General features: G+C 40.8%; 22 protein-coding genes and 1 other RNA gene. 8 read left to right on the forward strand and 15 right to left on the reverse strand.

All coding sequences use genetic code 11. The annotated features are described in order from the left end of the window. The first annotated feature begins 37 nt into the window (after positions 1-37). The 5 genes from ssrA to NNJ85_RS05815 all read left to right on the forward strand — a co-directional run bounded on the left by ssrA (position 38) and on the right by NNJ85_RS05815 (position 4,010). Positions 38-394, forward strand: a transfer-messenger RNA (tmRNA) gene (gene ssrA, locus NNJ85_RS05795). Between the two features lie 170 nt (positions 395-564). Continuing rightward, positions 565-1,110, forward strand: a complete 546-nt coding sequence (locus tag NNJ85_RS05800; protein ID WP_254474336.1) for an SspB family protein — start codon at positions 565-567, stop codon at positions 1,108-1,110. 8 nt (positions 1,111-1,118) lie between these two features. After that, entirely contained in the window at positions 1,119-1,301 is a 183-nt protein-coding gene (locus tag NNJ85_RS05805) for a DUF4169 family protein (RefSeq protein WP_254474337.1), read from the forward strand. A gap of 12 nt (positions 1,302-1,313) precedes the next feature. Beyond that, complete coding sequence (locus NNJ85_RS05810) at positions 1,314-1,565, forward strand: ribbon-helix-helix domain-containing protein (RefSeq protein ID WP_254474338.1); 252 nt, start codon at positions 1,314-1,316, stop codon at positions 1,563-1,565. 108 nt (positions 1,566-1,673) lie between these two features. Further along, positions 1,674-4,010: an ATP-dependent helicase gene (locus NNJ85_RS05815; protein ID WP_254474339.1), complete on the forward strand. Its 2,337-nt coding sequence runs from the start codon at positions 1,674-1,676 to the stop codon at positions 4,008-4,010. A 43-nt stretch (positions 4,011-4,053) separates the two neighbouring features. Here NNJ85_RS05815 and NNJ85_RS05820 read toward each other — a convergent pair whose 3' ends face one another. Next, a complete protein-coding gene (locus tag NNJ85_RS05820) occupies positions 4,054-4,695 on the reverse strand; it encodes a DapH/DapD/GlmU-related protein (protein ID WP_254474340.1) in 642 nt (213 codons plus the stop codon). 138 nt (positions 4,696-4,833) lie between these two features. Here NNJ85_RS05820 and NNJ85_RS05825 point away from each other — a divergent pair, with 138 nt between their 5' ends. The 3 genes from NNJ85_RS05825 to NNJ85_RS05835 are packed head-to-tail and all read left to right on the forward strand — an operon-like array spanning position 4,834 to position 8,159. Next, positions 4,834-5,415, forward strand: a complete 582-nt coding sequence (locus tag NNJ85_RS05825; protein ID WP_254474341.1) for an SCO family protein — start codon at positions 4,834-4,836, stop codon at positions 5,413-5,415. A gap of 30 nt (positions 5,416-5,445) precedes the next feature. After that, on the forward strand, positions 5,446-6,315 hold the full coding sequence (locus NNJ85_RS05830; RefSeq protein ID WP_254474342.1) for a 50S ribosomal protein L11 methyltransferase: 870 nt from the start codon (positions 5,446-5,448) through the stop codon (positions 6,313-6,315). Positions 6,316-6,332: 17 nt separating this feature from the next. Further along, on the forward strand, positions 6,333-8,159 hold the full coding sequence (locus tag NNJ85_RS05835) for an aminopeptidase P family protein (protein WP_254474343.1): 1,827 nt from the start codon (positions 6,333-6,335) through the stop codon (positions 8,157-8,159). A 232-nt stretch (positions 8,160-8,391) separates the two neighbouring features. On the opposite strand, the gene ligA is transcribed toward NNJ85_RS05835, so the two are convergent. The 14 genes from ligA to mraY form a co-directional block, all read right to left on the reverse strand. Then, positions 8,392-10,551: an NAD-dependent DNA ligase LigA gene (gene ligA, locus NNJ85_RS05840; RefSeq protein ID WP_254474344.1), complete on the reverse strand. Its 2,160-nt coding sequence runs from the start codon at positions 10,549-10,551 to the stop codon at positions 8,392-8,394. A gap of 133 nt (positions 10,552-10,684) precedes the next feature. Beyond that, on the reverse strand, positions 10,685-12,346 hold the full coding sequence (gene recN, locus NNJ85_RS05845; RefSeq protein WP_254474889.1) for a DNA repair protein RecN: 1,662 nt from the start codon (positions 12,344-12,346) through the stop codon (positions 10,685-10,687). A 7-nt stretch (positions 12,347-12,353) separates the two neighbouring features. Further along, entirely contained in the window at positions 12,354-13,247 is an 894-nt protein-coding gene (locus tag NNJ85_RS05850; protein ID WP_254474345.1) for an outer membrane protein assembly factor BamD, read from the reverse strand. 162 nt (positions 13,248-13,409) lie between these two features. After that, positions 13,410-14,294 (reverse strand): UDP-3-O-acyl-N-acetylglucosamine deacetylase, encoded by an 885-nt coding sequence (gene lpxC, locus NNJ85_RS05855; protein ID WP_254474346.1) that lies wholly within the window; start codon positions 14,292-14,294, stop codon positions 13,410-13,412. A gap of 213 nt (positions 14,295-14,507) precedes the next feature. Beyond that, positions 14,508-16,280: a cell division protein FtsZ gene (gene ftsZ, locus NNJ85_RS05860; protein ID WP_254474347.1), complete on the reverse strand. Its 1,773-nt coding sequence runs from the start codon at positions 16,278-16,280 to the stop codon at positions 14,508-14,510. Positions 16,281-16,343: 63 nt separating this feature from the next. Next, positions 16,344-17,645 (reverse strand): cell division protein FtsA, encoded by a 1,302-nt coding sequence (gene ftsA / locus NNJ85_RS05865; RefSeq protein WP_254474348.1) that lies wholly within the window; start codon positions 17,643-17,645, stop codon positions 16,344-16,346. After that, positions 17,642-18,553 (reverse strand): cell division protein FtsQ/DivIB, encoded by a 912-nt coding sequence (locus tag NNJ85_RS05870; RefSeq protein ID WP_254474349.1) that lies wholly within the window; start codon positions 18,551-18,553, stop codon positions 17,642-17,644. Before NNJ85_RS05870 ends, ftsA begins: the two co-directional genes overlap by 4 nt. Next, positions 18,541-19,461 carry a D-alanine--D-alanine ligase gene (locus NNJ85_RS05875; RefSeq protein WP_254474351.1) on the reverse strand — a complete coding sequence of 307 codons (921 nt, stop codon included), beginning with the start codon at positions 19,459-19,461 and terminating at the stop codon, positions 18,541-18,543. The genes NNJ85_RS05870 and NNJ85_RS05875 overlap by 13 nt, the downstream gene beginning before the upstream one ends. 238 nt (positions 19,462-19,699) lie before the next feature. Beyond that, on the reverse strand, positions 19,700-20,677 hold the full coding sequence (murB, locus tag NNJ85_RS05880; RefSeq protein WP_254474353.1) for a UDP-N-acetylmuramate dehydrogenase: 978 nt from the start codon (positions 20,675-20,677) through the stop codon (positions 19,700-19,702). Then, the gene (gene murC, locus NNJ85_RS05885; protein ID WP_254474355.1) at positions 20,655-22,082 is read right to left on the reverse strand and encodes a UDP-N-acetylmuramate--L-alanine ligase; all 1,428 of its coding nucleotides are present in this window, start codon (positions 22,080-22,082) and stop codon (positions 20,655-20,657) included. Before murC ends, murB begins: the two co-directional genes overlap by 23 nt. Then, complete coding sequence (gene murG / locus NNJ85_RS05890) at positions 22,066-23,202, reverse strand: undecaprenyldiphospho-muramoylpentapeptide beta-N-acetylglucosaminyltransferase (RefSeq protein ID WP_254474357.1); 1,137 nt, start codon at positions 23,200-23,202, stop codon at positions 22,066-22,068. Before murG ends, murC begins: the two co-directional genes overlap by 17 nt. Further along, positions 23,199-24,347, reverse strand: coding sequence for an FtsW/RodA/SpoVE family cell cycle protein (locus tag NNJ85_RS05895; RefSeq protein WP_254474359.1), 1,149 nt, complete (start codon positions 24,345-24,347; stop codon positions 23,199-23,201). Before NNJ85_RS05895 ends, murG begins: the two co-directional genes overlap by 4 nt. 145 nt (positions 24,348-24,492) lie before the next feature. Continuing rightward, complete coding sequence (murD, locus tag NNJ85_RS05900) at positions 24,493-25,896, reverse strand: UDP-N-acetylmuramoyl-L-alanine--D-glutamate ligase (protein ID WP_254474362.1); 1,404 nt, start codon at positions 25,894-25,896, stop codon at positions 24,493-24,495. Between the two features lie 4 nt (positions 25,897-25,900). After that, positions 25,901-26,971 (reverse strand): phospho-N-acetylmuramoyl-pentapeptide-transferase, encoded by a 1,071-nt coding sequence (gene mraY / locus NNJ85_RS05905; RefSeq protein WP_254474364.1) that lies wholly within the window; start codon positions 26,969-26,971, stop codon positions 25,901-25,903. Positions 26,972-26,977 lie beyond the last annotated feature (6 nt).

The raw sequence follows: 26,977 nt of genomic DNA on the forward strand, positions 1-26,977 counted from the left end.
TCCATAAATAATTAGAGGATTAAAAATATTAACAACCCCCCTTTTCCTAAGACTGTTCTTCATCTATATTTAAAGAGCTGGCTTTCCAGCTATGGTAATAAATGGACGATGAAATAAACCTATTGGACCCGGGGGCGGTACCCGGCGCCTCCACCAAAATATAAACCACCAAAATTATATTTTGGTGGGGGCGAAATAGGATCGACAAGGGTGTAAAGATCGCTCTTTTACTCGGCATTGTACCACCGTTATCGGGCTAAATGAGTAGTTGCAAATGACAACTATGCGGAAGCACGTCTCGCCGCTTAAGGTGGTGTGAATGTTTCAAACTGACTCTTAAACCGTCGCAGGTTTAAGCGGGGTTGGAAGGCACCTGGCAACAGAAGCCTTCACTTTTTAAATGTTATTGATTGATCTTTCAGGCATTATCAGACATTATTTTTCTTATTTTTTTGATTCAATGAGGTACCTCGTAGACAAAATACTGCTGGTTTTTAGATACATTCTCTTACACAAGATCAATACGGCCCATTCTGCTACGTGAAATAAAAGGAATAAACTTCGATGGTTAAAGATCAAATCCGTTACGATATTCTCGTTCAGGATGCGCTTCGTGGAGTTATCCGTAAAGTTTTATCAGAAGTTTCTAAAGCAGGACTTCCAGGAAATCATCATTTTTTTATAACTTTTTTTACAAATGCCCCAGGCGTTAAAATTTCTCCTCGGCTAAAAAATCGCTATCCTGAACAAATGACGATCGTTTTGCAACATCAGTTTAGAGATCTCAGTGTTTCAGAAACAGCCTTCGAAGTAACCCTCTCTTTCAGAGAAATTACCGAAAAACTCGTGATTCCTTTTACTTCTATTCAAGTCTTTTACGATCCTGTAGCAGCCTTTGAAGCAGCATTTGATCTGCCCTCAAAACTTCCCTCTGTAGAAAGTGAAGATTCAGAAAATATCCCATCTACGCCCCTCACTCCATCAAACAAACAAAAAAAAGAAAATACGCTCATAAAAGAACAAAATCTCAGTACCAATAAAGAACCTTCAAATAACGATACAAAACAAAGTGCTGATGTTGTCTCTTTAGATTCTTTTCGGAAAAAATAAATTTTCTCATGACTGAACCGATAAATCTTCGCCAATTTCGAAAACAAAAAAAGCGTGCAGAAAAAGCTCTTCATGCTGCGGAAAATCGTTATCGTTTTGGACGGACAAAAACTGAAAAACTTTTCGAGCAACAAAAATCTTTCAAAATGCAAAAATTTCTTGATCAAAATCGTTTACGAAACGAGGAATAAAGAGGAAAAAAAATGAACGAAAGTGTTTCTATTGATTGGTCAAAAGTCATTCCGCAAAAGATATCTGTTCGCGTTGATGGACATGCAACAAGCGTCTCTTTAGAACCGCCATTTTTAGAAATTCTCAAAGATATAGCCCGCAAAAAAGGACAATCTTTAGCCTTCATTATCACTGATATTGATAGCCAAAGACCACAACAAGTCAATCTTTCGGCCTCGTTACGCGTTTACGCTCTTCAAAGTATTCTTACTCAACGTCTTTAAATACTTGCCTTTGTTTTAACATCTCTCATTCAATTAAGACTGTTGTGGCTTTAAAAAAGTTTTTTAAACCTAGCACTTTAATGAAAAAAAGATTACAAAAAAGGTATAATGAATAATTTTTCCGATCACATACCTTTCTTTGAAGAAGATGGCGCCCCAACCCATGATGAGAAAAACTCTGGGATTTCTTCCCGTGTTCTAAAAAACAAACAATCATATAACATAGACTATTTAGAACAGCTCAACCCAGAACAGCAACAAGCTGTTATAAATACGGAGGGTCCTCTTTTAGTCCTTGCAGGTGCTGGTACTGGAAAAACACGTGTTTTAACAACCCGTATTTCTCATATTCTACGCTCTGGACTTGCCTCTCCTCAACAAATACTTGCTGTCACTTTTACCAACAAAGCAGCCCGTGAAATGAAAATACGTATTGGTGAACTCATTGGTGAAGTGGTAGAAGGAATGCCTTGGCTTGGAACTTTTCATTCCACTGGAGCTAAAATTTTACGCCGCCACGCAGAGCTTGTTGATTTAAAAAGAAATTTTACAATTCTCGATAGCGATGATGTTCTCCGACTTTTAAAACAGCTTATTCAAGCTGAAGGATTAGACGACAAGCGCTGGCCCGCACGAAACCTTGCCATGATGATTGATTCTTGGAAAAATCAAGGGCTTTCACCAGAACATATCTCAAAAAGTGATTCGCATTCCTTTGGCAATGGCATGGGACGCGACCTTTATCACAGTTATCAAAATCGATTAAAAGATCTTAATGCTTGTGATTTTGGCGATCTTTTGCTTCATTCTATCTCTATCTTCCAACATAATCCAGATATTCTTCGCGAATATCATTCTCAATTTCGCTATATTCTTGTCGATGAATATCAAGATACAAATACAGCACAATATCTTTGGCTTCGCCTTTTGGCGCAACATCCTCAAGGTCATCATGTTAATCTTTGTTGTGTTGGTGATGATGACCAATCCATTTATGGATGGCGTGGTGCAAAAGTCGAGAACATATTACGATTTGAAAAAGATTTTCCTTCTGCCAAAATTATTCGTCTAGAACGCAATTATCGCTCAACATCTCATATTCTAAAAGCTGCTTCTCATCTGATTGCACATAATGAAGAAAGACTGGGCAAAGTTCTTTTTTCTGCTCACATAAAGAGCGAGGAAGAAAAAGTAAAAGTTCATTCAGCATGGGATTCGGCAGAAGAAGCGCGAGCCATTGGAGAAGAAATCGAACGCGCTAAACTAAGCGGTCATGCCTTAAATCATATGGCTATCTTGGTACGCGCATCATTTCAAATGCGTGAATTTGAAGATCGCTTTGTAACGCTTGGTCTTAACTATCGCGTCATTGGTGGTCCCCGTTTTTATGAACGAATGGAAATACGTGATGCCATGGCTTATTTACGCGTTGTTGTCCAACCCTCTGATGATTTAGCTTTTGAGCGTATTATCAATACCCCTAAACGCAGCATAGGCGACACAAGCTTACGCATTCTTTATGAGAGTGCGCGAGCACGTACTGTTTCTCTCTTTTCTGCGGCCGCTGACATCATTGAAACAGACGAGCTAAAGCCTAAGGCACGCAGTGCTTTACGAAACCTTATTGAAAACTTCCGCCGCTGGCAAAATATGCTGCAAGACACCCCCCACAGAGAGCTTGCCGAGATCATTCTTGATGATTCCGGTTACACAACCATGTGGTTAGAAGATCGCTCACCAGAGGCTCCCACACGACTAGAAAACCTTAAAGAAATGATCCGTTCCATGGAACAATTTGAAAATCTTCAAAGCTTTTTAGAACATGTTGCACTGGTGATGGAAACGGAAAATAATGAGAACATGGATGCCGTCAACATCATGACACTTCATTCAGCCAAAGGGCTTGAATTTGAAACCGTTTTTCTTCCAGGTTGGGAAGAAGGCCTCTTTCCCCATCAGCGCTCATTAGATGAAGGTGGACGTTCAGGACTAGAAGAAGAACGACGTCTTGCTTATGTGGGGCTTACAAGAGCAAAAAAATATCTGCATATATGGTTTGTATCCAACCGAAGAGTTCACGGGCTTTGGCAATCTGCTCTTCCCTCCCGTTTTCTAGATGAACTACCAGCAGAACATATAGAAGCCATAGCCATGGAAACATCTTATGGTAGTTATGGAAAATCCTCCTTTCAACATCACAATTGCTTTTATAATGACTATGTAACACCAAGACAAAAGCGTGTACAAAAAAACAAAAATATTGAAGGGAGCGTTATCGCTCAATCAGTCTCTCACGCACCATCAGATTTTTCTATCAATGATCGAATTTTTCACATAAAATTTGGTTATGGTCGTATTACAGCGATAGATGATCATAAATTGACAATAATGTTTGAAAAAGCTGGAGAAAAGCGTGTTTTGGATAATTTTGTAGACAAAGCTTAATGAAAGAAAACCACAACCCATTTTTTCAAAAGACCTCTTTATTTTATTCTGAATATCGTTTCCATTTGCGAACAAAAGCTTCAATGGGGAGGTTTTGCATATCAGGCAATGCATTGTAAATTTTATCAAGTGGCCAATCCCACCAAGCCATAACTAAAAGATCTTCTATCACATGATCGGGAAAACGCATCCGCAACTGTTGAGCTGGAACCCCAGCAACAATCGTATAAGGCATAATATCTTTTGTTATAACAGCATTAGCTCCAATAATTGCACCATGTCCAACTGTTACCCCAGGCATAATAACCGCTCCATGCCCAATCCATACATCGTGCCCAATGATAACACGTTTTGCACAACGCTTTTCGCGAAAAGAACAATCGAGTGTCCTATAACGAAAATATTCATTTGGCCGATAGGTTATTTTATGCGTTGAAACGCGCTCCATGGGATGTTCCAACGCATTTATCCGTACATGAGATGCAATCGAACAAAAACGACCAATATCGCTATAAATAGCCTCACTGTTACGTTCTAAATAAGAAAAATCCCCAACGGTCACATCCCGCAAAATTACTCGCTCATTAATTTCCACATAGCGCCCTAATTTACAACCATGCAACCGTGCTGTTGTATGAATGCGCGGTTTACTTTCATGGAATCGAAGATCGTTCTCAATATTCATTTAGCTTTCACCAATTTTTGTCCGATAATTAACACAAGAGACATAACCATCAGATGAGCAAAATCAACCATGAAACAAAGATTGCAAAACAAACCAACCAGTGCTAGATTTTTTTGACACTTTTAAGAAAGACAAGCGATGAAAAATGTAATCCGCATCTTAGGACTAACAGTTATATTTCTTACGGGAATTTTTATTTATGATACATTGATCAATAAGCCTTTAGGTGATGACTTTACTCTCACCGATTCAAATGGACAAACTGTTACGCAAGCTGATGTTCGCAGTAAACCTTCAATTATTTTCTTCGGTTTTACGATGTGCCCTGAAATTTGTCCTACAACATTGATGAATCTTGATCGATGGTTAACAGCTCTTGGACCAAAGGCTGATAAATTAGGAATATGGTTTGTTACTGTTGATCCTGAACGAGATACACCGGAAGCTCTTCATGAATATCTCAGTAATTTTACCAATAAAATTATTGGCATTAGCGGAGAGCCTGAGAAAGTTCATAAAATGGTTAATTCATTTAATATTTTTGCTGAAAAAGTACCGGGAACAGATGGAAATTATACTTATGATCATACAGCAGCAATTTTTTTGCTTAAAAAAGGGGGCAAACTCGCTGGTATTATACCTTATGACCCCAAAGAAGACAATAATGAGTTAAAAGACGAAATCGCCATTGAACGACTCAAAAAACTTGTCTCAAACTAAATAAAAAGCTAATTATAAAGAAAGAACAAGATGTCACAGCAAATTCGTCTGTATTATACTGCTTTTAAAAGTGAAGCAGAACGATTTTATACGCTTATAGAAGCAGCTTTTGATGAAGAAGGATATCCTTTGGCTCTTACAGAGGTAGATGAAAAAAATGCCATCTATGAGCTTTCACTCTATGTAGACCAAGATAATCAAGAACATGTCTCGAAACGTTTTGCACAGACCCTTTCTATAGATTCTGATAAAATTAATAGGGAAGTCTTACCCAATATTGATTGGGTGCAAAAAAGCCTAGAAGGACTACAACCTATACATGCTGGCCCTTTTTTCCTTCATGGAAGCCATAACCGTAACGATATCCCACAAGGTGTTTTTCCCATTGAAATTGACGCAAATCAAGCTTTTGGCACTGGACATCATGGAACAACAGCCGGTTGTTTAGAAATGATTGCCAAAGTCATGAAACACGAGAATCCACAAAATGCCCTTGATCTTGGAACTGGCAGTGGTGTCTTAGCCATTGGCATAGCAAAGCTCAAACCTATTGCTATACTTGCATCTGATATTGATCCCATTGCTATTAAAGTTGCACAACACAACATCGCACTCAATGGCGTAGAAAAATATATTAGGGCAATTACAGCAATAGGTTTTGCCCATGATGAAATTGCATCACGTGCACCCTTTGATCTCATCATTGCCAATATCCTTGCCAATCCGCTTATTGAACTTGCACCAGAAATGGTTCAAGTCCTTCAAAAAGGTGGATCACTTGTACTCTCTGGAATTCTTGAAGAACAACATGATCTTGTATTGGAATCTTATGTAAAACAGGGACTCAAACATCTTGAAACATACCACTGTCAAGGATGGGTTACGATACATCTTAAATAAATGAAAAGGACGTTGTTATGTATCAATCTTTTGAAGCAACAACAAATCCCGCCCATGCTCTCGAGCGCATTTCCTCTCTTCGTAAAGAACTCGATCGTCTTGGGCTCGATGGTTTTCTTGTTCCCCGTAGCGATGAACATCAAGGAGAATATGTTCCCCCCTATGCTCAACGCTTAAGCTGGCTCACTGGCTTTACGGGTTCAGCAGGGATCGCTCTTATTTTAAAAAATAAAGCTATTATCTTTACTGATGGACGCTATAAACTCCAAGTTCGCCAACAAACTGATCCTCATATTTTTGAATACGAAGATCTCGTAACGTGCCCCCCCTCACAATGGCTTGAAAAAAATGGAAAACAACTTTTCATTGGCTTTGATCCATGGCTCCACACCATTGCCGCTACAGATACACTGAAAAAATCCTTAGAGATAAAAACAGGTGGAAAGCTTATAGCAGTTCAACAAAATCCTATTGATCTTATCTGGCATGACCAACCACCATCACCACGATCTGCCTTATCGATTCATCCTCTCCAATATGCAGGATGGGATAGCGATGAAAAGCTCTCTTTAATTCGCAAAACCATACAACAAGTCCGTGCAGATGCTTTTATTTTTACAGATCCCTCCTCTATTGCATGGATGTTCAATATACGGGGCAATGATGTTTCCAACACACCTTTTTCTCTTTGTTTTGCCCTAGTACCCATAAACGAAACACCAGCCTTATTCATTGATAGCAAAAAGCTTGGTGAAGAACAAAAACAATATCTGGAACGTTATACAAAATTATATAAACCAGAACAGCTTATTGCCAAGATTAAAGATTATAGCCAAAAAGGCGTGATTTTTGCCTTAGATCCACAGTTAACATGCGAAAAGTTACGCACTGTCCTTGAAGAAAGTGGCAAATCTTTTATCACACTGACCGATCCTGCAGCTCTACCCCGAGCCATTAAAAATGACACAGAACGAGAAGGGGCGCGCAGAGCTCATCTGTGCGATGGTGTTGCTCTTACCCGTTTTTTTGCCTGGTTAGACAAACAAACACCAGGCACAATAAATGAAATTTCTGCTGCTCAGAAATTAGAAGAATTTCGCATAAGTACAGCAAAAGACATGAGAAAAAAACTTGAAGATCTCTCTTTTGATACAATCTCAGCAGCAGGTGCAAATGGAGCAATTATCCATTACCGTGTAACAAATGAAACCAATAAACAACTCAAGGCTGGTGAACTTTATCTTGTGGATTCAGGTGGACAATACCGTGATGGCACCACAGATGTCACACGCACAGTAGCAATTGGGAATATTGGAGAAGAAGAAAAACGCTGTTTTACTCTCGTCCTTAAAGGCATGATTGCTCTTTCAACCGCATGTTTTCCAAAAGGAACACGCGGACAAGACATTGATGTTCTAGCACGCATTGCTTTGTGGAAAGCCGGTTGTGATTATGCCCATGGTACAGGTCATGGCGTTGGTTCTTATCTTTCTGTTCATGAAGGACCACAAAATATTTCGCGCAAAGGCTGCCAAGAATTGATTCCTGGAATGATTGTTTCGAATGAACCTGGATATTATCGTGAAGGCGCTTTTGGTATCCGTCTTGAAAATTTACTCATTGTGAACCCAGCACAAAAAACTGCTGGTGGCGAGAAAGAAATGCTTTCCTTTGAAACACTCACCCATTGCCCCATTGATCGAAGACTCATTCTTCCAGAGCTTTTAACACAAGAAGAGCGACAATGGCTCAATAATTACCACGCGCGTGTTTATCAGATGAATGAACCTTATTTAAATGAAGAAGAGAAAGAATGGATAAAAGAAGCAACTATGCCTCTTTAAGTGTGAAAAACACAAATATCTCTTAAAGCTTTCAACAAGAATGCTCTTGCTCTTTTTTCAAGCAAAAATGTGCACTAAACATAAGGAAATATTAAAATTCCTTATTATCTTAATAAAACAATATCTTACAGCATTAAAAAATAAGTATAAATTGACTTTCAATATCAGTAAATCGCATCTAATGAGAAAAAAAGATAAGAATATTCATCATGCTTGAGCGTCATTTTCCCTCCTAAACATTATGTTTCTCAATCAGCTGTAGCCAAGTCTCTTCATCGATAACCTCAACACCTAACTCTCCAGCTTTAGTCAATTTTGATCCTGCTCCAGGCCCTGCAACAAGAATATCTGTTTTTTTAGAAAGTGAACCGGAAGTCTTTGCCCCTAATCGCTCTGCCAATGCCTTTGCTTCATCGCGAGACATACGCGTCAAAGTTCCTGTAAAAACAATAATCTTTCCCGCTAACGGTGAAGATGCTGTCAAAACAGGATCCTCATCGAGAGGAGTCACTTCTTCAAGCAAAACAGCCAAAACCTCACGATTATGCTCTTCTTGATAAAAATCAATAATCGTACTGCCTACCTGTGGTCCAATTCCTTCGATATTGGTAAGCTCTAGCCAAGCTTCATTGCCTTCTTTATTTTCCTTCTCACATGGCATAAGTGCTTCCATTGCCGCAGTTTCAAAAGCTGTATAAGTTTGATAAGCGCGTGCAAGCCGGCGTGCATTGACCTCTCCAACATGGCGAATCCCCAATGCAAATAAAAAACGGCTGAGAGGAATTTTGCGACGTGCATTAATAGCATCATAAAGTTTACGTACCGAAACAGCACCAAAACCTTCCATATTTTCCAAACGTATCAAAGACTTTTCTTGGCGCCGCTGTAAAGTAAAAATATCGGCTGGTGTATGAATACAAAGCGCTTCATCTTGAGCATGGAAAAAAAACTCTACTTGTTTTTTACCCAAACCCTCAATATCAAAAGCATTGCGCGCAACGAAATGACGAATACGCTCAATCGCTTGTGCAGGACAAATAAACCCCCCAGTACAACGACGCACTGCTTCTCCTGCTTCACGAACCGCATGACTGCCACAAGCAGGGCAGAGATGAGGAAAAACAAAAGCAGAAGAGTCTTTTTGACGTTTTTCTACAACAATATCAACTACTTGAGGAATTACATCACCAGCACGTTGTATAATCACCGTATCGCCGATACGAATATCGCGTCCCTCACGAATGGGCTCTCCTTTATGACCAATTCCTTTAATATAATCTTCATTATGCAAACTAGCATTGGTCACCACCACCCCACCAACAGTAATAGGCGTAAGACGTGCAACAGGGGTTAATGCTCCCGTGCGCCCCACTTGAATATCAATAGCTTCCAAAAGCGCCATCGCTTTTTCTGCTGGAAATTTATGCGCAATAGCCCAACGCGGCGAACGAGAAACAAATCCCAAACGCTTTTGGAGCATCAAATCATTAACCTTATAAACAATGCCATCAATATCATAGTTTAAAGAATAACGGCGTTCTTCGATATCATGATAATAGGAAATAATTTCTTCTACTGTCTTAAAAACTTTTGTTAATGGATTGATAATAAAGCCATATTCTTCGAGATTTTTTATCATCTCCATTTGGCTTTCTGCAAATATTTCGCTCACCTCACCATAACCATAAGCAAAAAATCGCAGCTTTCTGCTAGCAGTTATCCGTGAATCCAGTTGACGCAGTGATCCAGCCGCAGCATTTCGAGGGTTGGCAAAGATTAACTTACCCTTCTCTTGCTGGCTGATATTAAGCGCTTGGAAATCCTCCCGCCCCATATAAACTTCACCGCGAACCTCAAGAATATCAGGAAATTTGCCTTGCAAAACTTTTGGAATATCAGCAATTGTTCGTGCATTCGCTGTCACATTTTCACCAACAGCTCCATCACCCCGCGTTGCGGCACATACAAGCCGGCCCTTTTCATAACGCAAAGACAACGATAAACCATCAATTTTTGGCTCCGCTGTTATTTCTAATATTTGTGTTTCTGAAAACCGTAAAAAACGACGCACACGTTCCACAAATTCAGTAACATCTTCAAAGCTAAACGCATTATCAAGGGAAAGCATCGGTTGTGTATGAACAGATTTTTCAAACTTCTCCGAAACCGGTGCTCCAATTTTATGTGAAGGAGAATCTATACGAATGAGTTCAGGAAAGAGAGCTTCAATTTCTGCGTTACGCCGGCGAAGAGCATCATATTCAGCATCAGAAATTTCAGGTTGATCATCACGATTATAAAGCACATCATGACGTGCAATCTCTTTTGCTAACCACTCTAATTCACTTTCTGCTTCAAGAGCAGTGAGGTTTTTAATTCCGTCCTTGTTCATAAAATCTATTCCAAATGATGGGCTATAGTCATAAAAATCTCAACTCTTTAATTATAAAGCGAACTCAAATGAACACACGCTTGTCAGTAAAATAATTAATAAGCGATATTTTTATCGTTCAATCACTGAATCTTTATGCAAGAAGTTTTTGAGCAGCAGCTCGTGCCTCCTCAGTAATCTGTTCTCCTGCCAACATACGAGCAATTTCTTCTGCACGCTCTTGCTCTTCCATTTTATGAAGAACAGTCATAAAGCGCCCTTTATCATCACTTTCAATCTTTGAAATAAGAAAATGACTATGCGCTTTCGACGCAACTTGGGGTGCATGCGTAATAGCAAAAACTTGAATCTTTTCCGACAAACGTTGCAACCGTTGCCCAATAGCGGCCGCAACAGCGCCCCCAGCACCTGTATCAATTTCATCAAAAACCAACGTGGGAGCTGATCCGCGATCAGATAACACAACCTTTAATGCCAATAAAAAACGAGACAATTCACCACCAGAAGCAACACTCAGCATGGGTCCAGCCCGTGTTCCAGGATTGGTCCGCACCCAATATTCAATACGATCACACCCCTCTGCACTTCGTTTTGCAACATCAGTCTGCATTTCAACAATAAATTCTGCCTTTTCTAATTTCAAAGCTGGCAACTCAGCCATAACACTTTCAGATAAATGCTTTGCTGTCTCTTGACGTTTTATTGTTAAAGTTTGTGCCAATGTATCATAATTTTTCTTTGCTTGCTCTGCCTCATCTTCAAAACGCATTAACGTGTTCTGAGCCTCTTCAAAATCAGTAAGTTCAGCATCCATTTTATCGCGTAACTGAACCAATTCATCCGCAGAAACTTGATATTTACGCGCAAAACCGCGAAGCGTAAAAAGACGTTCTTCTATCCGTTCCAATTCATCAGGTTCAAAATCCAATGCTCGCATAGCCGCCTCAATCCCTTCCTGTGCTGTTGCAAGTGCATGCAATGCCTCATCAAGAGATTTCACCACTGGTGTAATGAGCTCTTCTGCCTCAGGAATTTTCCGCTCCAAACGCCTTACCAAATTAGAAAGAACGGGTATTGGCGACTTTTGACCACTTAAAAGATCATCTGCTTCTTTAATATCCGTCGCTATTTTTTCTAATTTAAGCATATCAGCACGACGAAGAGAAAGAGTATCTTCTTCACCAACTTGAAAATCAAGTTTTTCAAGCTCTTCTACACATGCCCGAAGATAATCCATCTCACGCGTTGCATTCTCTACTTTAAGACGCTGTTGTTGCAAACGCTCTTCACATTCATGCCATACCTGATAACATTGACGTAAATTTCTCACATCATCTTCAAATCCGCCAAAAGCATCTAATAACTGGCGATGCGTCGCAACATCAACAAGCGCACGATCATCATGCTGCCCGTGAATTTCAACCAAGTGACGACCAACACTCCGCATCAATGCAACACTCGCCACCTGATCATTGATAAAGACACGACTGCGTCCATCACTCGATTGCACACGCCGTAAAATAATATCCCCCTCATCATCAAGACCATTCTCACGAATAAGCTGACGTACAGGATGTGAAAGAGGGACATCAAAAACAGCGGTAATCTGCCCGCGATCAGTACCATGACGCACAAGCGAAGCATCGCCCCGCCCCCCAAGAGCAAGCGACAAAGCGTCAAGTAAAATAGATTTTCCCGCCCCTGTTTCTCCAGTTAAAACCGTCAACCCCGCCGTAAAATGAACATCGAGCGTTTCGATCAAAACAATATTATGAATCGAAAGCTGTACCAGCATGAGAGAATCAACGTGCCCTCTTCTTATCACCACCTAAAGCATTTGAGATCCAAGAAGATTTATGCTCATGTGGCGATATTTTATTCTTCTGCAAGAGATTATAAGAAAATTTATACCACTCACTTTTGGGATAATTCCGTCCTAAAATAGCTGCTGCTGTCTGTGCTTCAGCTGTTAAACCAAGAGCCAGATTAACTTCTGTCAATCGGAAAAGCGCTTCTTCAATTTGATTTGTATCGGAATACTCTTCAACGACGGTACGAAACCTTCTACTTGCAGCAAGATAACGTCGCCCTTCTTCATAATAACGGCCAATCTGCATTTCTTTACCAGCCAACTGTTCACGCCCGAAACGTATTTTATCCTTAGCATCCTTGACATATTCAGAATTTGGATAACGCTCTATAAGAAGCTGCATCGCAGCAATAGCGCGTTTCGTATCCCGTTGATCACGCGTAACATCAGGAATCCGGCGAAAAGAAGAAAGACCAATAATATAGTACGCATAAGCTGAATCACTAGCCCCTGGATAAAGAGTAATATAGCGTTGAGCCATACTAATTGAATCATCATATTTTCCAAGGCGATAATTTGTAAAAGCACCCATGACTAAAGATTTACGGCCCCAGTCTGTATAAGCATACTGTTTTTCAATCGTAAGAAACTTTTTAGCAGCGTCTCCAAGCCGCCCACTCTCAAGGCTCGCAAGCCCCTGATTATAGAGAACATCTGGTGGATCTATTTTCAAAACATAAGCAGATGGATCAAGGGTATTTTTCTCTTTAAAGAGACATCCCGCTAACATACAGGTGCTTCCCAAAAGAACCACCCCTAATATCTTGCGTACAATGTTAGATTTTCTATATACCATATTTCTAATGCACATATGAGATTTTTTCATAGTTTTTCCGGCCTCCACAGAATACCACCTTTGCAGCAAAAATAATTTATTAAAAGCCTTTATACCATATCACTTTAAAATGCACATAACCAATTTAGCAGTTTAGGTCAATCATCCCCTTAAAAATCAAATAAACGATAAAAAAGTCTTGTCAATTTTCTTTTATTCTTCCTCTAAAGAGCTTTTTTCGTAATATGATTCGTCTGCCAAAACAGCTTTCACTAATTTTGCATTAATTCTATGTCCACTACAGTAAGAACGAAATAATCCAATAAAAGGACTCCCAAGTAAAGCAGTATCACCAATCGCATCAAGCATTTTGTGCCGGACACATTCATTTTCCCAATAAGGACCATCGGGATTTAAAATTCTGTCATCAAAACCGATAACAAGAGAATTTTCTAAAGAAGCGCCTCTCGCCTTTCCAGAAAGCCGTAATTTTTCCACGTCTTTGATAAAACCAAAAGTACGTGCACGTGACAAATCATCTCGAAACCCTCGTGTGGTAAGATCAAAACTGAAATGTTGCCTACCAATGGCAGAAGAAGGAAAAGAAATCGTTATATCAAAACGGCGCCCATCAAATGGCAAAAGCTCTGCAAAACCATGAGCGTCTTCAACCCGTAACGGCTTTTTTATCATAAAATAAGAGCGGTATACATTTTGCTGGACAATGCCAACATCTTCAAAAGCTTGGCAATATTGCCATGCAGAACCATCTAAAATAGGGATCTCATTATGCGACACTTCAATAACAAGATTATCTAAATTATAAGCAGCAATGGCTGCCATCAAATGTTCAATTGTTTCAACCCTTACTTCTCCATCTCCAAGCACCGTTGATAACTCAGTTTCTCCCATTTGCGATGCATGGGCTTGAAATATTTTCTCTGTACCGTCTAGTCCACGACGCTTAAAAAGAATACCACATCCAACATCGGCTGGACAAACTTTTATCTCCGACAAACAGCCACTGTGAACGCCAATCCCCTTAAATGTTACTGCTTTTTTAAGAGTAGACTGATATTTTGGCACCAAATTCATCATATTATTTTATTGCTTTTCTTTTACATATTTTAACAAAATTTATAAAACTATAAAAAAAATATTCATAGTAAATAATAAAAAAAACCGCTTATTATAAGCGGTTTTTTAAAAACAAAGTATTTTATCTAAAATAACAGTATATTTTACTTTATATCTTCTGACTCATCGCCAAAGAGGGCATAAAATTTCTTACTTTGCCTCATTTTTTACCAATTAATTTGCCTGACGACGTAAAAACGCCGGTATTTCTAACTGATCTTCTTCACTGATAAAAGTCCGCTGATCTTGTGGAACCTGAGGATGCAACTCACCAGAACGGCGTGGAACATAAACAGAAGCATCTTGAGAACGCGCCTGAGAGTTTTTATTGTAAAGAGAAGACTCTTGCTGCTGTGAAGATCTCACAGCAGGTTCCAATCTTGCTTCTGGCTCTTCATCCTCACGATGTGTCAAGCTCTGTTTCAAACGCTGCCAAAGATTACGAGGACCTTGATCAGTCACAGATGCTCTTTGTCTCTGTCCATGAGCAACAGGAGGAAAATCCTTTAACTCAGGCATCCGCATTGGAGCGCGCGCTTGCATCTGTTGCGTTTGTTTTGGTTGCACTAGCTTTTCTTTTTGCTTCACAACCCCTGTCATCTCATCAAGAACATGCGCTGTAGCCTCCATACTCACGGGAGCCGTCATAGCTTGTTGAGAAATACGCCCCCCTTGCATACGTGGAGCATTTGATACCTGATCTTGCCCAACATTTGAACCATAAGCAACAGCTTTTGTCGCATTTCGTGTCATCATTGTTTCTGCAGGCTGTGCAAAAATTTGACTTTTGGGACGAAACTGTTCTCCTGTTGGCTTACTTTTTTCTATTTCAAGTGATTCGATAACTTCTACCATTGATTCAGAACGCAAAGGCGGTGACTGCACATGAAAAGAACTGTGTGGCGTTCCAGGATCGTTCTTGCGTATTGAAGAGGTTGGTCTTTGGAACTGAGGCTGAGAGGGCTGAACCACATCACTAACCTCACGATCAATACCGGTGGCAACCACAGAAACACGAATAACACCTTCCAATGACTCATCATCAATGGCCCCAAAGATCACATTCGCATCAGCATCCACTTCTTCACGGATACGATTAGCAGCTTCATCAACCTCAAAGAGGGTCATATCACGCCCACCAGTAATAGAAATCAATAAACCACGTGCGCCACGCATAGAGGTATCATCCAACAATGGGTTCGCAATAGCCGCTTCAGCAGCAGCCAAAGCTCGTCCCTCACCAGATGCCTCACCCGTTCCCATCATGGCTCGACCCATTTCGTGCATAACAGAACGAACATCAGCAAAATCGAGGTTAATCAAGCCCTCTTTAATCATCAAATCCGTAATGGAAGCAACACCAGAATAAAGTACTTGATCCGCCATAGCAAAAGCATCAGCAAATGTTGTTTTATCATTTGCAATACGGAAAAGATTTTGATTGGGAATAACAATCAATGTATCGACAGATTTTTGTAATTCTTCAATACCAGCCTCAGCCGTTTTCATCCGACGTGCCCCTTCAAACTGAAATGGCTTTGTCACCACACCAACAGTCAAAATACCTTTTTCACGCGCTGCACGAGCAACAACGGGAGCAGCCCCTGTTCCAGTTCCTCCCCCCATACCAGCAGTAATAAAAACCATATGAGAGTCTGCAAGATGATCGATAATTTCATCAATACATTCCTCTGCTGCAGCTTGCCCAACTTCTGGTAAAGCCCCAGCACCCAAACCTTCTGTCACAGCAGCACCAAGCTGGATAACACGTTCAGCCTTTGACATAGCCAAAGCCTGTGCATCCGTATTTGCAACAACAAAGTCAACTCCCTGAAGACCAGCATTTATCATATTATTCACGGCATTCCCGCCACCACCTCCAACACCAAAAACGGTAATGCGTGGCTTCAATTCCGCGATATCTGGCCGATGCAGATTAATCGTCATTTTCTTTTCCTTCTCATAAGACACCGCAAGCCAAAGCGATGAAATTTATCCAACTAGACTTAACTAAAAACTCTCACGCAACCACTGACCAACACGCTGAAAATACCCACGCGTGCCCATCGATAAATGATTTCCTGCCGCCTGCATTGTTTTTTCTTCAAAACCCACCAATTGCGGATAAATTAACAACCCTACAGCAGATGTAAACGCCGCCCCTTTTGCAAGAGAAGGAAGCCTCGAAATTCCTAAAGGCCGCCCGATACGAACATTTCTTCCTAATATAGTACGTGCCATTTCCGGTAATCCTGTTAACTGGCTTGCCCCCCCAGTCAAAATAACACGCTTACCAATGATGTGACCAAAACCAGAACGATTTAAACAATCACGCACCATTTCTAAAATTTCTTCAACACGCGCACGAATGATGCGCCCAAGAACCGCGCGAGGATATTGCGTTTCACGCTGTTCACTCCCAATTTCTGCGATATTAATCATTTGCCGCTCATCAGCACTTGTTAAAAGTGCTGAACCATAAACAACTTTTAAACGTTCCGCCTCTGTTAGAGACATAGAAAATCCGCGTGCAACATCAAGAGTGACATGATGCCCGCCAACAGCAAGAGCATCCGCATGAACAAATTTTCCCTCAAAAAACACTGAAAACGTTGTTGTTCCACCACCAAAATCAATACATGCAGCTCCTAAATGTGCCTCATCATTCATCAAGACAGCAAGACCACTTGCAAAGGGAGTAGCAACCATTGCTTCAACACTCAAATGGGCACGATTAATACACGTTTCTAAATTACGCAAAGAGGCTGTTTCTGCGGTTACCACATGCACGTCGACACCGAATGTTTCCCCTGCCATGCCAATAGGATCAGAAATTCCTTTATCTCCATCCAAGATATAAGAAACTGGAACTGAATGCATAACATGACGTTCAGCATCAAAAGCTTTACGCGAAACATCTGAAAAGACCATACGCATATCACGCTTGGTAATTTCACGACCATTCAAATGAACTTTTCCTTGAATCAAAGCACTTTGTAATCGACTTGAGGAAAAATTCACAATTACTGAATCCACCACCAAACCAGCCATTTTTTCTGCCGCATCAACAGCCAAGCGTATGGATTGTTCTGCTGCAAACATATCCATGACAACACCAGATTTAATACCGCGTGAACGCTGTACTCCAAAGCCTAGAATTTCCATAGAATGCGTACGACCATGCAAATAGTGCGCATATTTCAAAGGACGCAAACAAGCAATAAGACAGACAATCTTACTTGAGCCGACATCAAGAACCGTTAAAAAACGTGTCTTACGCCCCCCCCGATGATGTGATCTGAACAACATCATGGGTTTCCTACCTTTCGCGTCTTTAAAATACGCTCTTCTTCTGCGACACGAGCTTGATAACGCTCCAACGTTTCATCTGATAAAGAAACAGTAATTCGATCAGCAAGACGTAAATCAACACTGAGAATATCGCGCGATAAAAGATCTTGCATTGTACCGGATGAAATAAGAGAAGAAAGCCTTTCAAGGGCACCATTTTCAGGCAACATAAGGCGCATTCCATTATCCAAAACAAGATCCCAACGCCGATCCCCTACCCGCACAAAAGCACGAACACGATCATACACTTGCCGATAAACTGACAGCGCTTGAATAAATCCTTTAGCGGCATTTTGTGCACCCTGCCCAACCACAAGAGGCAAACCCCGAATAGTTTCTCCTTTAAAAGGCACAATAACACGCCCCGTATGATCAACAATATCCATTATGCTATCATGTTGCCAAATAGCATAAGGCTCACGCTCCACGATAGAAATACGCATTCTATTGGGATAAATTTTCTGAACATTTGCCGATTGAACCCAAGCCTGTTTTTCCAAAAGAGAACGAGCTCTTTCAACATCAAAAGTGAATATAGAAGGTGCAGCATCAAGTTTTAATATTTTCAAAATATCTTGCTTTGTCAAACGCTTATTACCACTGATGTCGACATCAACGACCACAAAACCACTATCCGATATAATCGTGTGTACGATCATAGCCATCTGACCACTTGATGAAAGTCCATAAAAAGCTGTCACAAAGAAAAACCATACAACAGCAAAAGAGCCGAAATGACGCGGAATATGAATATTGACAAAAACAAACTCAAACATAAACCGAAGAAAACGACGATAAAGACGTGGCAAAGCCGGCACTGAAAGCACCTCCATCGGAACATTTGTTTTATTAATATTCAACGCATACATGATGCGTCCTCCACCATCCATTGAACAATATCGCCGTAAGTACGACCGCTCGCTTTTGCAATATCAGGAAGAAGAGACGTCGATGTCATACCGGGTTGCGTATTAATTTCAAGCCAAACCAATTCTCCTGTTTTCTCATCAAAACGAAAATCAGAACGGCTAACACCTCGACACCCTATCGCCTGATGGGCTGCTAAAGACATTCTTTGCACACTTTGGTAAATATTTAGTGAAAGTTGTGCAGGACAAATATGAAGAGAACCACCCGTCTTATATTTTGAGTCATAATCGTAGAATGGAAAATGTTGGCTGGGGAGAATTTCACATACATCCAGCACTTCATTTCCCAAAACAGCACAGGTCAATTCGCGACCAGGAATATATTTCTCAACCATCACCTCATCGGCATATCTCCACTCAACACCCCCAATATTATGCGGTGGTGCAGCTTCATTTTCTTGGACAATGACAACACCAAAACTTGATCCTTCATACACAGGTTTAATAACATAAGGAGGCTCCATGGGATGCGTTTGCCCAACAGCAAAGCGATTCATAATACGAGAAGGAGCGACACAAACCCCAACACTTGCAACAATAATTTTTGCACGCCCCTTATCCATAGCCAAAGCGGACGCCATCACACCAGAATGGGTATAAGGAATTTTTAAATATTCAAGAATCCCCTGAATCCGACCATCTTCACCAAATGGACCATGCAACGCATTGAAGGCAATATCGGGCTGCAACTGTTCAAGAACAGAAGCAATATGAGCGTCAACATCCAAACGACTTACGCGATACCCCTGCGCCTCAAGAACATCAGCACAAGCCGTTCCTGAAGATAAACTTACAGACCGTTCAGAAGAAAAACCTCCCATTAACACAGCTATATGTTTATCTTTCATAATAAATCACCCTCTTTCGCATACTATATGTAGCCTATATAGAAGACATCAGCACCACATACAGGAAAAACAAAGTTTATCCTTGCGAATCAATAACCTAGCATTTTGCATAATGAATCAGACTCAAAAGCCTGATGCAAGAGATTCTTTGGTAATTTATTGATTCTTAATAGAATTTTTTTATTATCTCTTTGAAATGACTCAATTTTTTATTTGCACTTTTTTAGTGAACAATAAATCAATGAAATGGATCAAAAGGAGAAACACTTCGCCCCTGCTCAAATTGACCGATACGCTCTATTTCCCATTGTAAAAGGTGGGCTGAATGTGCAAAAACACGCGCACGTACTGTTTCTCCCAATGCTTCAAGATCATAGCCTGTTGCTTGGCCTGTATTAATCATAAAATTACAGTGCATTTCACTCATTTGAGCGCCACCCATCCGTAAACCACGACACCCTGCTTCATCAATCACGCGCCACGCGGATGTATTCTCAGGATTTTTGAAAGTTGACCCCCCTGTCTTTTCACGAATAGGCTGCACTGTTTCTCTGTGGAGGGCAACTTCATCCATAGCAGCACGAATAGCATCTTTATGACCGGGCTCGCCTTCCAATAAAGCAGCCGTAAAAATAAAATCTTTAGGAATATCACAATGGCGATAAGAATAATGCATATCTTTCAAACTCAAGGTATAACGTTGCCCTTTACGATCCAGCGCATAGACCTCAACAACGCGTGCTGCGGTTTCAACACCATTTGCACCCGCATTCATTTTGAGAGCCCCTCCAAGACCACCAGGAATACCATGATAAAAATGAAAACCTGCAATTTCTGCCTTTAAAGCAGCAGCAGCTAAATGTTTATCCGCCGTACCAGCGCCAACTAAAAAGCTTTTTGGAGAAACTTGTTGCACTTGTCCAAAATTTTTTGGTGAAAGACGAATCACAATCCCCGGAACGCCCCCATCACGCACCAGAAGATTAGAACCAATACCTACAATTGTTACAGGAACAGTTTCAGGCAATTTTTGAAGAAAGAAAGCCAAATCCTCTTCATCAACAGGCTGATAAAAAAGCTCTGCCAACCCGCCTGTGCGAAACCATGTCACCTTACGCATCTCAACATTCGGGATAAGCTTACCTCTGACATTACCCAACATCGGTTGCAGTTGCGCCAATAACGCCTCACCATCAATGTGCTGAAAATTTATCATGACCATCAAGTCCCGACAACTGATGAGGCAACGCACAAGCCCATTGTGTAATATTGCCAGCACCAAGAAAAACAACATAATCCTCTGCCTGAGCAAATTTTGAGACAAGAGATACAACGTCTTCCAGACCGTGTATCAAACGCACATCACGATGACCAGCCATTTTAATATGCTCTACCAATTCTTGCGAACCAAACCCTAGGATAGGCTCTTCACCAGCCGCATATACGGGGGTAATCAATACTGTATCGGCATCATTAAAACAAGCAGAAAACTCATCAAATAAATGATGCAAACGTGAATAACGATGGGGTTGTGCAATAGCAATGACACGCCCTTTTGCACTCTCACGTGCTGCGCGCAAAACAGCCTTTATTTCAACAGGGTGATGTCCATAATCATCAAATATTTCAATGCCACGCCAACTTCCTGTTCGCGTAAAACGTCGTTTTACGCCACCAAATTCCGCTAAGCCCTTCTTTATCAATTCATTTGAAATGCCAAGTTCATGCGCAATGGCTATTGCCGCTGTTGCATTGGCAACATTATGCTCTCCTGCCATGGGCAAAAGCAAATTTTTCAACTCAATCTTCCTTCCTGTCTTGCGTGAACGAACAAGAACATCAAAATAGGTTTTTTGACCATCCATCGAAAGATTAAGAAAACGAACATCCGCTTGTGGATTTGCACCATAAGTAATCACCCAACGATCATCAATACGACCCGCCAATGACTGGACCTCTGGATGATCAAGGCACAAAACAGCAAAACCATAAAAAGGAACATTTTCTACGAATTGCCGAAAAGCCTCACGCACAGCATCGAAACTTCCATAATGATCCAAATGCTCAGCATCAATATTGGTAACAACAGCAATATCAGCAGGCAGCTTTAAAAATGTTCCATCGCTTTCATCAGCTTCAACAATCATCCAATCGCCCTCTCCTGTACGAGAATTCGTACCATAAGCATTAATAATACCGCCATTAATGACCACCGGATCAAAACGACCAGCATCAAGAAGCGCTGCGACCATTGACGTGGTCGTTGTTTTACCATGTGTACCACCCACCGCAATTGCACGCCGAAACCGCATCAGCTCAGCAAGCATTTCTGCACGTCTGACAAGCGGCAAATGTCTTTCTTTTGCAGCAATATATTCAGGATTTGTTTTTTTTACGGCCGTAGAAAAAACAACAACCTCAGCATTTCCTAAATTTTCAGCACCATGACCGATATGAATGTTAATTCCTTTTCTCCGCAAACGTTCAACATTGGCACTCTCAACCTGATCGGAGCCTTGAACTTTATAGCCAAGATTATAAAAAACCTCCGCAATTCCACTCATACCGATCCCCCCGATTCCAATAAAATGGATAACGCCTATATCAAGTGGCATTTTCATCAAAAAGCTCCTCTTTTATATCTGACAACAATCGCCCTGCAATTAAAGCTTCAGCCATATCAGCAAGGCAACGGGTTGCATGAGGTTGCCCAACTTTTTTTGCAGCAAGCGCTTGTTTTTCCAATAAATGGGGTGCACAACAAGCTTGCGTTAGAAGAGCCGCAAGTTTTTGTGCATTTAAATCTTTTTCTAATATAATTTGCGCACCACCCACACGCGCAAGAAGGGCAGCATTGGCGGCCTGATCATGATCCAAAGCATGAGGATAAGGAACAAGCAAAGCAGGTCTACCAATCACCGCTATCTCACAAACCGATGAAGCCCCAGCACGCGACAAAATAAAATGTGCATGCACCATACGCTCAGCCATATCATCAAAGAAAGGAGCAACCTCCGCTTGTACACCCATATCACGATAGGTTTTAATCAACTCTACTGCTTCACCACGAATTTGCTGTACAATGCGCAAGCGTTTACGATTCTGATCATCAAGCAAAGCAATCGCTTCTGGAACAATATGTGAAAAAAAAGAAGCCCCTTGGCTACCCCCAAAAATCAAAAAATAAAATGGCTCATCACCTGTGGAAGGCTGATAGGAAACTTCAGCCGCCTTCAACACAGCCTCACGCACTGGATTCCCCGTCAACAGCGTTTTACGAGCATAAGGACCATGTGGGGACAACAAACCACTAGCGATTGCACGCACAAAAATTGCCAACACCCGGTTGGCACGTCCCATAACAGCATTTTGCTCATGAATAAATGTTACACGCCGCATTAAAGCCGCAATAAAAAGAGGTGGAAAGCTCGGATACCCCCCAAAACCACCAACCAGCACAGGACGTAATTTATAAAACAGCCTCAACGATTGCCCCATACCTCTAAGCAAAGACCAAAACGTTTTTATCAAAGCAAAAGGATAACGTCGTGTAAATGTTGCCGATGAAACAATATGTGTATGTTCTTTATCAAAGCCCCGTACAAAAGATCGCGCTCTTTCATCTGTTATTAAATGAACATCATATCCACGCCGCCTTAATTCAACAGCAAGTGCTTCAGCAGGAAAAAGATGTCCACCTGTACCCCCCGCCACCAAAACAATAACTTTTTTATCATTCATGAAGAGCTATCCAAGACAGAAGAAGAAAAAGCTGAAAGACGCGCTTCTGGCCAACGACGCGTTAAACTGAGTAAAGTTCCCATTGAAAACGCAATTGCCACCATTGATGAACCACCATAAGAAATAAACGGCAATGTCATGCCTTTGGGAGGGATTAAGTGAAGATTAACAGCCATATTAATAGCTGATTGAAAGCCTATCATCATGGCTATGCCCGTAATACCAAGACGTATAAAGGAATCACGTGTATTCATAGCTATATACAATGAACGCATAACGATAAAGCCAAAAAGCATCATAATTAACAAACAAAGAATAATACCATATTCTTCCGCAGCAACAGAAAATACAAAATCTGTATGGCTATCAGGAATGATCCGTTTTACTGTTCCCTCTCCAGGACCTTGCCCAAACCAACCACCATTTAAAATAGCCTCACGTCCTACATCTACTTGAAAGGTATCTCCTTCCCCTGTCAAAAAACCATTGATACGATCGCGCACATGAGGCAGAAAAAGATAAGCGAGAATAATTCCTACAACGCCAAAAATGAGAAAGAGAAAAATAACCGTAAGAGGCACACCAGCAATAAAAAACAGCCCTCCCCATGTTGCACTTATTAAAATTGTTTGTCCAATATCAGGTTGTAAAACCAGAAGAACACAACAAATGGCATAAAGTAGAGTTGCTAACATGTAACCTGGAATTCCCCTCCTGCGTATCTGTTCTGAAAAAAGCCAAGCGGACATCACCACAAAAGCTGGCTTCATAAACTCTGAAGATTGTACAGAAAAACCAAAAAGCAAAATCCACCGTCGTGCTCCCTTTAATTCAGGCCCCCAAAATAAGGTCGCAATCATAAGAGCAAGCGTTACAATGAGCAAAAGAGCACATAAGCGACGAATATTAGGAAGCGAAAAAAAAGAAATGGTAACCATCGTAAAAAATGCTGAAATGCTAAAAATGATATGCCAGCGAACAAAATAAAAACTATCAGCAATTCCGATTTTTTTTGCAATAGTGGGGCTCGCAGCAAAAGACAGCATAATGCCAATCCCCATTAAAATTAAACAAGCCGCAAAGATAGAGCGATCAATCGTCCACCACCAATTCGCAATTGGGTCCCTATCTGCACGTGTAATCATTTATAGCCACCTTATCCGTTTTATAAATTGTCTTAAAGTGATAAGGTTCCCCAACCTATTCAACAAACACTTTAAAAACTAAATTACACAAAAAAAGATTCTGGAGTCTTAACGCAAAAATATTTTTTATAAGTGATGCTTCTTGTTATTGTAATTGTTGTAATTGCATCACCAAAGAGATAAATGCTTCGCCCCGCACTTCATAATTTTTAAATTGGTCATAACTTGCACAAGCAGGTGACAAAAGAACCACCACCTCCTTTGCCTTGCAATGCATTGCGTCAATGGTGGCTTCACGCACCGCATTTTCTAAAGTTAAGCTCATAGAAAAGGGAAAAGCAGATCCAATAATGCGCGCAAATTCTTCTGCTGCACTCCCAATCAAATAGGCTTTACGAATTTTAGGAAAAAATTCTCTAAGAGACTCAATTCCTCCCTTTTTTGCCTGCCCCCCAACAATCCAAAAAATATCATTAAAGGCGCAAAGTGCCGGCGCTGTTGCATCTGCATTCGTTGCCTTGCTATCATTAATAAATAAAACCGCCCCCATTTTACGGACTTGCTGCATACGATGAGGCAATCCTTTATAGCTTGCTAAATGCTTGTTCATAGAGGGATCGGTTATTTTTAAAGCTTGCAAAGTTGCCAAGGCCATAAGAGCATTTTGTGCATTATGACCTCCGCGCAAAGCAGACATAGAAGCAAGATCTACAAGCATATGTCGCTGTCCTTGACGAACAGAAAAGAGCTTGGTCCCCTCTGCATAAAAACCATTTTCAACAAAATGATCCTTGGAAATAGCCTTAATTGGATGCCCCTCGTGAAGCAATTGTTGATACAACATCTCACAAACTGCATCATCAACAGAAATAAAAGCCTGAAAAGCTTGAGCAACCAGATGTCTTTTGGTTTGCACATAATGCGCAAAACTTCCATGGCGATCAATATGATCAGGTGACAAATTCAATAAAAGCCCAATGGTTGGCTGAAGAGAGGGTGTAAGATCAATTTGAAATGATGAACATTCAATGACATAGATACGTTGTTTAACAAAAGGCTTAAGCGTCAATATTGCATTTCCAATATTTCCCCCCATTTGCACATCATAACCCATTTTTTCCAACAAATGTGCAAGCAAAGCTGTTGTTGTCGACTTTCCATTCGTCCCCGTAATCGCAATGAAAGGAACATCCTCATCACAAAAACCATAACGCTGTAAAAAATGATGGCGCGCACGAACAAATAATTCAATATCACCGATAATTTCTATATTTGCTTGACGTGCTTTTTCAACAACCCAATGGGGTTGAGGATAATTTAAAGGAACGCCAGGTGCGAGAATCAATGCCACAAATTCTGACCAATCTTCACTGTGAAGATCTCTTGTTGGAATATTTTGCCGAAAAGCTGCTTGCACACTCGCAGGATGATCATCCCATGCCACCACTTCTGCACCGCCACACATCAACGCTTGTGCCGTTGCTAATCCAGACTTCCCTAATCCAAACAGAGCAACTTTTTCCCCCTTATAACACGCAACAGAAATCAAAATCTCACCGCAATTTAAGTGTTGAAAGACCAATGAGAGCAAGAACAATTGAAATAATCCAGAAACGTATCACCACTTGGCTTTCAGTCCAGCCTTTTTTCTCAAAATGATGATGGATTGGCGCCATAAGAAACACGCGTTTTCTTGTCAATTTGAAATAACCAACCTGAATAATGACCGAAAAAGCTTCCACAACAAACAGCCCACCAATAAGAGCCAAAACAATTTCATGCTTTGTAGCAACCGCAACAGTCCCCAATAGACCTCCAAGAGCCAACGAACCAGTATCCCCCATAAAAATAGCAGCAGGTGGTGCATTAAACCATAAAAATCCAAGCCCTGCCCCTACAACAGCACCCAATAAAACGGCCAGTTCACCTGTTCCCGATACATAGTGTATTTGGAGGTAATCAGCAAAATTCATATTACCACAAAGATAAGCAATCAGAGCAAAAGATAAAGCCGCAACCATCACAGGAACAATCGCAAGCCCATCAAGTCCATCGGTCAAATTAACTGCATTCCCCGTCGCAACAATGACAAAAGCAGAAAAAGGAATAAAAAACCAGCCCAAATTGATAAGATAATCTTTCAAAAAAGGCAAAGCGAATCCAGATGAGCCAATTTGCAAGATGATAAAAGCAGCAATTGCTGCAGCAACAAACTCCAAGCTTAGCCGTGCTTTCCCAGAAAATCCTTTGTCTGTTTGTTTTGTGACCTTAAGATAATCATCATAAAATCCAATGACTCCAAAAGAAAGCATAACCAAGAGCGATACCCAAAAATAAATATTCGATAAATTACACCACAAAAATGCCGATACAACAATGCCGGTTAAAATCATCAATCCACCCATTGTAGGTGTTCCAGCCTTTTTAAAATGTGTTTGAGGACCATCGGCACGAATTGGTTGCCCTTTTCCCTGCCGCAACTTAAGAGAAGCAATGATGCTAGGTCCAAACAAAAAAACAATGAGTCCCGAAGTCAGCATCGCTGCTATCGTGCGAAAAGTAATGTAGCGAAAAACATTCACACCTGGAAGCCAATCACTCAATGAAGAAAAAAACAGCATCATGGGACA

Source organism: Bartonella sp. B1098, assembly GCF_944896145.1.
GTDB lineage: Bacteria > Pseudomonadota > Alphaproteobacteria > Rhizobiales > Rhizobiaceae > Bartonella.

Coding starts and splice junctions, on each gene's coding strand:
- murG (WP_254474357.1), bottom strand. CDS start 23,202: ATGAATGATAAAAAAGTTATTGTTTTGGTGGCGGGGGGTACAGGTGGA.
- NNJ85_RS05830 (WP_254474342.1), top strand. CDS start 5,446: ATGTCACAGCAAATTCGTCTGTATTATACTGCTTTTAAAAGTGAAGCA.
- NNJ85_RS05815 (WP_254474339.1), top strand. CDS start 1,674: ATGAATAATTTTTCCGATCACATACCTTTCTTTGAAGAAGATGGCGCC.
- murB (WP_254474353.1), bottom strand. CDS start 20,677: ATGATAAATTTTCAGCACATTGATGGTGAGGCGTTATTGGCGCAACTG.
- ftsZ (WP_254474347.1), bottom strand. CDS start 16,280: ATGACGATTAATCTGCATCGGCCAGATATCGCGGAATTGAAGCCACGC.
- NNJ85_RS05800 (WP_254474336.1), top strand. CDS start 565: ATGGTTAAAGATCAAATCCGTTACGATATTCTCGTTCAGGATGCGCTT.
- NNJ85_RS05835 (WP_254474343.1), top strand. CDS start 6,333: ATGTATCAATCTTTTGAAGCAACAACAAATCCCGCCCATGCTCTCGAG.
- ftsA (WP_254474348.1), bottom strand. CDS start 17,645: ATGATGTTGTTCAGATCACATCATCGGGGGGGGCGTAAGACACGTTTT.
- lpxC (WP_254474346.1), bottom strand. CDS start 14,294: ATGATGAATTTGGTGCCAAAATATCAGTCTACTCTTAAAAAAGCAGTA.
- ligA (WP_254474344.1), bottom strand. CDS start 10,551: ATGAACAAGGACGGAATTAAAAACCTCACTGCTCTTGAAGCAGAAAGT.
- NNJ85_RS05850 (WP_254474345.1), bottom strand. CDS start 13,247: ATGAAAAAATCTCATATGTGCATTAGAAATATGGTATATAGAAAATCT.
- NNJ85_RS05805 (WP_254474337.1), top strand. CDS start 1,119: ATGACTGAACCGATAAATCTTCGCCAATTTCGAAAACAAAAAAAGCGT.
- NNJ85_RS05870 (WP_254474349.1), bottom strand. CDS start 18,553: ATGTATGCGTTGAATATTAATAAAACAAATGTTCCGATGGAGGTGCTT.
- NNJ85_RS05875 (WP_254474351.1), bottom strand. CDS start 19,461: ATGAAAGATAAACATATAGCTGTGTTAATGGGAGGTTTTTCTTCTGAA.
- mraY (WP_254474364.1), bottom strand. CDS start 26,971: ATGATGCTGTTTTTTTCTTCATTGAGTGATTGGCTTCCAGGTGTGAAT.
- recN (WP_254474889.1), bottom strand. CDS start 12,346: ATGCTGGTACAGCTTTCGATTCATAATATTGTTTTGATCGAAACGCTC.
- NNJ85_RS05825 (WP_254474341.1), top strand. CDS start 4,834: ATGAAAAATGTAATCCGCATCTTAGGACTAACAGTTATATTTCTTACG.
- NNJ85_RS05895 (WP_254474359.1), bottom strand. CDS start 24,347: ATGATTACACGTGCAGATAGGGACCCAATTGCGAATTGGTGGTGGACG.
- NNJ85_RS05820 (WP_254474340.1), bottom strand. CDS start 4,695: ATGAATATTGAGAACGATCTTCGATTCCATGAAAGTAAACCGCGCATT.
- NNJ85_RS05810 (WP_254474338.1), top strand. CDS start 1,314: ATGAACGAAAGTGTTTCTATTGATTGGTCAAAAGTCATTCCGCAAAAG.
- murC (WP_254474355.1), bottom strand. CDS start 22,082: ATGAAAATGCCACTTGATATAGGCGTTATCCATTTTATTGGAATCGGG.